The sequence below is a fragment of the Pseudactinotalea sp. genome (genome assembly GCF_048594945.1).
Taxonomy (GTDB): Bacteria; Actinomycetota; Actinomycetes; order Actinomycetales; family Beutenbergiaceae; genus Pseudactinotalea.
The window spans coordinates 1-6,349 of the sequence record NZ_JBMDXJ010000116.1; the positions used below are offsets into that span (position 1 = coordinate 1).

7 protein-coding genes and 1 pseudogene are annotated in these 6,349 nt (G+C 67.6%); 4 read left to right on the forward strand and 4 right to left on the reverse strand.

The features are described from left to right. Positions 1-433, reverse strand: a pseudogene (locus ACOJSN_RS05410) (tRNA (N6-isopentenyl adenosine(37)-C2)-methylthiotransferase MiaB); the annotation flags it as partial. A 265-nt stretch (positions 434-698) separates the two neighbouring features. On the opposite strand from ACOJSN_RS05410, the gene ACOJSN_RS05415 reads away from it, so the two are divergent. The 4 genes from ACOJSN_RS05415 to ACOJSN_RS05430 all read left to right on the forward strand — a co-directional run bounded on the left by ACOJSN_RS05415 (position 699) and on the right by ACOJSN_RS05430 (position 3,944). Beyond that, positions 699-1,427, forward strand: a complete 729-nt coding sequence (locus ACOJSN_RS05415) for an amino acid ABC transporter ATP-binding protein (protein WP_420111492.1) — start codon at positions 699-701, stop codon at positions 1,425-1,427. A gap of 32 nt (positions 1,428-1,459) precedes the next feature. Next, positions 1,460-2,287, forward strand: coding sequence for a glutamate ABC transporter substrate-binding protein (locus ACOJSN_RS05420; protein ID WP_420111486.1), 828 nt, complete (start codon positions 1,460-1,462; stop codon positions 2,285-2,287). An 80-nt stretch (positions 2,288-2,367) separates the two neighbouring features. Continuing rightward, positions 2,368-3,042: an amino acid ABC transporter permease gene (locus tag ACOJSN_RS05425; protein WP_420111487.1), complete on the forward strand. Its 675-nt coding sequence runs from the start codon at positions 2,368-2,370 to the stop codon at positions 3,040-3,042. Then, positions 3,039-3,944, forward strand: coding sequence for an amino acid ABC transporter permease (locus tag ACOJSN_RS05430; protein WP_420111488.1), 906 nt, complete (start codon positions 3,039-3,041; stop codon positions 3,942-3,944). The genes ACOJSN_RS05425 and ACOJSN_RS05430 overlap by 4 nt, the downstream gene beginning before the upstream one ends. A 24-nt stretch (positions 3,945-3,968) precedes the next feature. On the opposite strand, the gene ACOJSN_RS05435 is transcribed toward ACOJSN_RS05430, so the two are convergent. From ACOJSN_RS05435 to recA, 3 genes are all read right to left on the reverse strand, one after another. Then, complete coding sequence (locus ACOJSN_RS05435) at positions 3,969-4,679, reverse strand: regulatory protein RecX (protein ID WP_420111489.1); 711 nt, start codon at positions 4,677-4,679, stop codon at positions 3,969-3,971. Beyond that, positions 4,672-5,094 (reverse strand): EVE domain-containing protein, encoded by a 423-nt coding sequence (locus ACOJSN_RS05440; RefSeq protein WP_420111490.1) that lies wholly within the window; start codon positions 5,092-5,094, stop codon positions 4,672-4,674. Before ACOJSN_RS05440 ends, ACOJSN_RS05435 begins: the two co-directional genes overlap by 8 nt. Positions 5,095-5,164: 70 nt before the next feature. After that, positions 5,165-6,238, reverse strand: a complete 1,074-nt coding sequence (recA, locus tag ACOJSN_RS05445; protein WP_420111491.1) for a recombinase RecA — start codon at positions 6,236-6,238, stop codon at positions 5,165-5,167. Positions 6,239-6,349 lie beyond the last annotated feature (111 nt).

Below are 6,349 nucleotides of genomic sequence, written 5' to 3' on the forward strand. Positions count from 1 at the left end.
ACGCTGCGTAGGCGCTCTCGCGCCGGGTGGGCAGCGTCGAGGGGAAGACCTTGAGGGCCTCCTCGAGCTCGACCTGCGCCTCACCGTTGTGACGGGCCCGCTCCAGCAGCACGGGAAGCACGTCGATGTTGTGCGTGCCGAAGACGACGTCGACCCACGGAGCTCGTTCGACGATGCCCGCCTTGTCCTGCTGGGCCAGGCAACCGCCGACGGCGATCTGCAGGCCTGGTCGCTCCTTCTTCAGTCCGGCGAGCTGCCCGAGGTTGCCGTACAGCCGCCCGGCGGCGTTCTCGCGAACCGCGCAGGTATTGATCACCACCACGTCGGCCCCGGCGGCCTCGCCCAGCAGCGAACCCGCGCCGGCGGTGTCGGCCTGGACGTACCCGGCGTCCTCGAGCAGCCCCGACATCCGCTCGGAGTCGTGGGCATTCATCTGGCAGCCCAACGTACGCACCAGGTAGGTGCGCTGTGTGGGCTCGGCGACGGTCACGACCGGCGATTCTACGTCCCGGCGGGCCGCGCGAGTCCGACACCGTGCCTGCCGGGAACCGTGTCCGTTCTGTGACCGTTCCGCGTGACTCAGGAAACACTGACGAGATAGGTTGCCAACCATGTCAGTCGAGGATGTGACGCCGGTCACCGACGAGCCGTCGGACCGCGAACCTGAAGACGCGATGCCGGCTCCGAGCCACGAGCCCTTGATCGTGCTGAGTGGCGTGCAGAAGCACTTCGGTGATCTGCACGTGCTGAGGGACATCGAGCTCACCGTGCGCAAGGGCGAGGTCGTGGTGGTTCTGGGGCCCTCGGGATCCGGCAAGTCCACGTTGTGCCGTGCGATCAACCGGCTCGAGCCGATCGACGAGGGCGAGATCACGCTCGACGGCGAGCCGCTCCCCCTCGAGGGCAAGGCGCTCGCCCGCCTGCGTGCCGACGTCGGCATGGTGTTCCATTCGTTCAACCTGGTCGCGCACAAGTCGATCCTCGAGAACGTCACGCTCGGCCCGATCAAGGTGAAGAAGGTCAAGCCGGCCGAGGCGAAGAAGCACGCGATGGAGCTGCTCGAGCGCGTCGGCGTGGCGAACCAGGCTGAGAAGCTGCCGGCGCAGCTCTCGGGCGGGCAGCAGCAGCGCGTGGCCATCGCGCGGGCTCTGGCGATGCAGCCGAAGGCGATCCTGTTCGACGAGCCCACGTCGGCTCTCGACCCCGAGATGGTCAACGAGGTTCTCGACGTCATGGTCTCGCTCGCCAAGGAGGGCATGACGATGATCGTGGTGACCCACGAGATGGGCTTCGCGCGCAAGGCCGCGGACCGGGTGATCTTCATGTCGGACGGCCAGATCGTCGAGGAGGCCGAGCCCGAGTCGTTCTTCACGAACCCGCAGAGCGACCGAGCCAAGGATTTCCTCGGCAAGATCCTCACCCACTGAGTTTCAGCACGACCGCAACCGAAGGAGAAGACATGCGGAAATCACGACTCACCATGGTGGCGGGTGTGCTCGCCGTGGGCGCCCTCGCCCTGGCTGGCTGCCAGTCTGGCGGAGGCGACGACGGCATCACGATCGGCATCAAGTTCGACCAGCCGGGTCTGGGCTTCCAGGATGGCAGTGAGTACACCGGCTTCGACGTCGATGTGGCCACCTACGTGGCCGACAAGCTCGGCTACTCGGCGGACCAGATCGAGTGGGTCGAGGCCATCTCGGCCAACCGCGAGACGATGCTCGAGAACGGCCAGGTCGACATGATCTTCGCGACGTACTCGATCACCGACACCCGCCAAGAGGTCGTCGACTTCGCCGGGCCGTACTTCATCGCCGGTCAGGACCTGCTGATCCGCAGCGAGGACGCCGGCACGATCACCGGCCCGGAGACGCTGAACGGCCTCGACCTCTGCTCGGTGTCCGGCTCCACATCGGCCCAGCGCGTCAAGGACGAGTTCGCCGAGGAGGTCAACCTCGTCGAGCAGCCGGGTTACAGCCAGTGCGCCCAGTTCCTGCTGGACGGCAGCGTCGACGCCGCCACCACCGACGACATCATCCTCGCGGGCCTCGCCGCGTCACAGGGCGATGGCAACCTGCAGGTGGTCGGCAACCCGTTCTCCACGGAGAACTACGGCGTCGGCATCGCGGAGGGCAGCGACCTCTGCGAGGACATCAACGCCGCGATCAGCGAGATGATCGAGGACGGTTCGTGGGAGGCCGCTGTCACCAGCAACACCGAGGGCACCGGCTACACCGCATCGGACGCGAACCCGCCGACGGTGATGGCTGACTGCTCCGGCACTCCCTGATCTGAGGCAGCCGGGGGCGTCGCGAGTCGCGCCGCCCCCGGATCTGTCCTTGTCCGTCTGACCGACCTGCAGGAGCACACGTGGGCGACTTCCTCGAGGTGCTGTCGAACTACGACATCGCCGGGGCGTTCTGGGTGAACATCAGGCTGGCGTTCTTCGCCGGCATCTTCGGACTGATCCTCGGATCGCTCCTGGCACTCATGCGCGTCTCACCGGTACCGAGCATGCAGTGGATCGGCTCCAGCTACGTGACGCTGTTCCGGAACACCCCGCTCACCATCATCATGGTGTTCTGCATCTCGGTGCTGTGGTCCGTGATGGGGATCCGGCTCTCGAGCGACTTCACGGCCAACTTCTTCTGGCTCGCCGTGCTCGCCCTGACGGTGTATCACGCGGCCTTCTTCTGCGAGGCGATTCGCTCCGGTGTCAACACCGTGCCGGTCGGCCAGGCGGAGGCAGCCCGAGCGATCGGTCTCCCGTTCCTGGCTGCGGCCCGGCTGGTGATCTTTCCGCAGGCGTTACGCGGATCGATCGCGCCGCTCGGCAACACCCTGATCGCGCTGATCAAGAACACCACCGTCGCCGCCGCGGTCTCGGTTCCTGAAGTCGCGATCCTCATGAGGGAGATGCAGGAGAACGAGAGCAATTACGTGATCCCGATCTTCATGACCATCGCCGTCGGCTTCGTGATCATCGTCATCCCCGTCGGCCTGCTGGCGACGTTCCTCTCCCAGAAGCTGGCGGTGTCGCGATGAGCGCTCAGACGGTTCTGTTCGACGCGCCGGGTCCGAAGGCTCGCCGCAATACCGCGATCGCCAACGTCGCGGCCGCTGTCGCGCTCCTCGGCGTGCTCGCCTTCGTCGCGGTGAAGATGGGCGAGAAGGGCCAGTGGTCCCCCGCCCTGTGGGGCAAGCTGATCGAAGCCTCCACGTGGCAGCACTACTTCCTCCCCGGTCTGCAGGCGACGCTGATCGCGGCCGCAGTCTCGGTGGTCGGAGCTCTGGCGTTCGGCTTCATCTTCGGCCTCGGACGCCTCGCGAGCAACCGGGTCATCCGGTGGTTCTGTGGTCTCGTGGTCGAGTTCTTCCGGGCTGTCCCGGTGCTGATCATGATGATCGCCGGTTGGCTACTGTTCACGCGGACCATCCCCGGGATCGTGCCGGCCAGTCAAGCGCCGTTCGTCGGCGTGATCATCGGTCTCACGCTCTACAACGGCTCCGTGATCGCGGAGCTGATCCGCTCAGGTGTGCACGGTCTGCCGAAGGGCCAGCGCGAAGCAGGACTGGCGATCGGCATGACCCGCGGCAAGTCGATCTGGAACATCGAGCTGCCGCAGGCGATCGTGGCGATGCTGCCCTCGCTGGTCAGTCAGTTCGTGGTCATCCTCAAGGACACCGCGCTCGGCTCGATCGTCACCTACACCGAGTTGTTGCGCAACGCGACGATTCTCGGCGGTCGCGGCGGTCTGCTGCAGATTCTCATCGGCGTGGCCGTGGTGTTCATCGTCATCAACTGGCTGCTGTCCAAGACGGCCGAGTGGCTGGCCCGCCGTGTCAGCAGTCGCACGAGCGGCCGCACCCGGCCCCAGGCTCCCAGTGCCGTGGTGGCTGGGCCTGGCGGCGGTGGTGGCGGCGTGGCGGCACCTCACCGCGAGTAGCCGATCGCGACCGGTCGCGACTGGTCACTCCTCGGCGTTCTCTGCCCGCATCGCCTCGTCGATGACCCGATAGCTGATCCCCGCCGGGTGTCCCTTTCGGGCGAGCATGGCGGCCAGGCGGCGCTTCTTGACCTCGGGCTCGAGGTTGGTCATCGAGCGGAGCCGCTTCTCGACGACACGCCGCGCCGCTGCTTCCTCCTCGTCGGGGTCGACGGCGTCGAGCGCCTGCGCGGCCGCCTCCCCCTCGATGCCCTTGCGCTTGAGCTCGACGGCGAGCGCGCGGCGCGCCAGGCCGCGTTCGCTCTGGCGCGTGCGCACCAGCATCGCCGCGTACTCGGCGTCATCGATCAGGCCGACCTCTTCGAACCGGTCGAGCACACGGTCCGCGACGTGGGCAGGCACGTCCTTCCGTGCCATCGCCTCCGCGAGCTGGCCGCGCGACCGCGCGGAATGGTTGAGCTGGTTGAGCGCGACCGTGCGCGCGACTTCCTCGACGTCGGGCTCCGCATCGACCGCGGCCGCGCCGGTGATCGGTGGCTCCTGCGCAGGCGCCCGACCGCGCCCTCCGCGGCGTCGTGGCCGGGCGGAGTCGCGGCCCTGCCTGCCCTCGCCTGCACCAGCCTCGGGTCCCACGGGTCCGTGGCCATCCTCGCCTGCCACGCGCGTGGCGTGCTCGAACACCCGGCGGGCTCGCTCCAAGCGCTGCTCGTGCGTCTGATGCTCCGCGTCAGTCATCGGTCACCCCCATCGCCGCACGGATGAGCTCAAGATCGTGCTGGTCGATCTCGATCACGCCGCGCCGGAACACGTACCCCCAGTGCCGAGAGTCCGTGACCATGTGCAGGTCCTCAAGCAAGGGCCGGATCGGGGCCTCGTGCGCGTCGACGAACCGGACGTCGCGCCGCCACGGCTGGAAGTCCTCGGACACGGTGGACTGGTACGCCTCGTCATCGGTCACCTGGCCGATCGCGGTGAACGCCTGCACCGGCGCCCCGTCCGGGTAGTCAGTGCGCGGCGAGTAGAAGGCGATCCAGTCGCCTCGGTGCATCTTCCGCAGCGCCCACGGCTTGCCGTGGTTGGCCTGTGTGAAGCCGCCCTCGACGCCCCGCAGCACGTGGCTGCGGCTGACGGTGTTCACCCATGCGGTCATCGTGACGACGTCTCGAGCCGAGGCTCGCCGGCCGGCGCAGCGCGATCGTGCGCCGCACCGGCTGCCGATCTCAGAAGTCGACCGTGACGGCCTTGGCCGGCTTGCCCGACTCCGCCGCCGCCTCGGCTGCGGCCTGCTCGGGCCGTACCCCGATGCCGAGCTTGACCTTGATCTTCTCCTCGATCTCGATCGCGAGATCCGGGTTGTCCTTGAGGAACTGGCGAGCGTTCTCCTTGCCCTGGCCGAGCTGGTCACCCTCGTAGGTGAACCACGACCCGGACTTGCGCACGATGCCGTGCTCGACGCCGAGGTCGATGAGGCTGCCCTCGCGGGAGATGCCAACGCCGTAGACGATGTCGAACTCGGCCTGCTTGAACGGCGGGGCCATCTTGTTCTTCACGACCTTCGCCCGGGTGCGGTTGGCCACCGCATCGGTGCCGTCCTTGAGCGTCTCGATGCGGCGCACGTCGATGCGGACCGAGGCGTAGAACTTGAGCGCCTTGCCACCGGTGGTGGTCTCGGGCGAGCCGAAGAACACGCCGATCTTCTCGCGGAGCTGGTTGATGAAGATCGCCGTCGTACCGGAGGCCGAGAGCGCACCGGTGATCTTGCGCAGCGCCTGCGACATCAGGCGGGCCTGGAGACCGACGTGCGAGTCACCCATCTCGCCCTCGATCTCGGCCTTGGGCACGAGCGCCGCGACCGAGTCGATGACGACGATGTCGAGCGCACCGGAGCGGATCAGCATGTCCATGATCTCCAGCGCCTGCTCACCGGTGTCCGGCTGGGACACGAGCAGCGCATCGGTGTCGACGCCGAGCTTCTTGGCGTACTCGGGGTCGAGCGCGTGCTCGGCGTCGATGAAGGCCGCGATGCCGCCGTTGCGCTGGGCGTTGGCGACCGCGTGCAGCGCCACCGTGGTCTTACCGGAGGACTCGGGGCCGTAGATCTCAATGATGCGGCCGCGCGGGAGTCCTCCGATGCCGAGCGCGACGTCGAGGGCGATCGACCCGGTCGAGATGACCTCGACCGGCGGGCGGGTGTCGTCGCCGAGGCGCATCACCGAGCCCTTCCCGAACTGGCGGTCGATCTGACCGAGAGTGGCCTCGAGGGCCTTGGAGCGATCTGCGAGCGGAGCTGCCATGTGAGGTTCCTTCTTCTCGGGCTGTTGCGGTGCAACCGCCATCGGGCTTGGTTCTGGTCTGGTTTCCGGGATACGCCCTCGCCGAGCGCTGACCCGTCAGTGACGCTATGT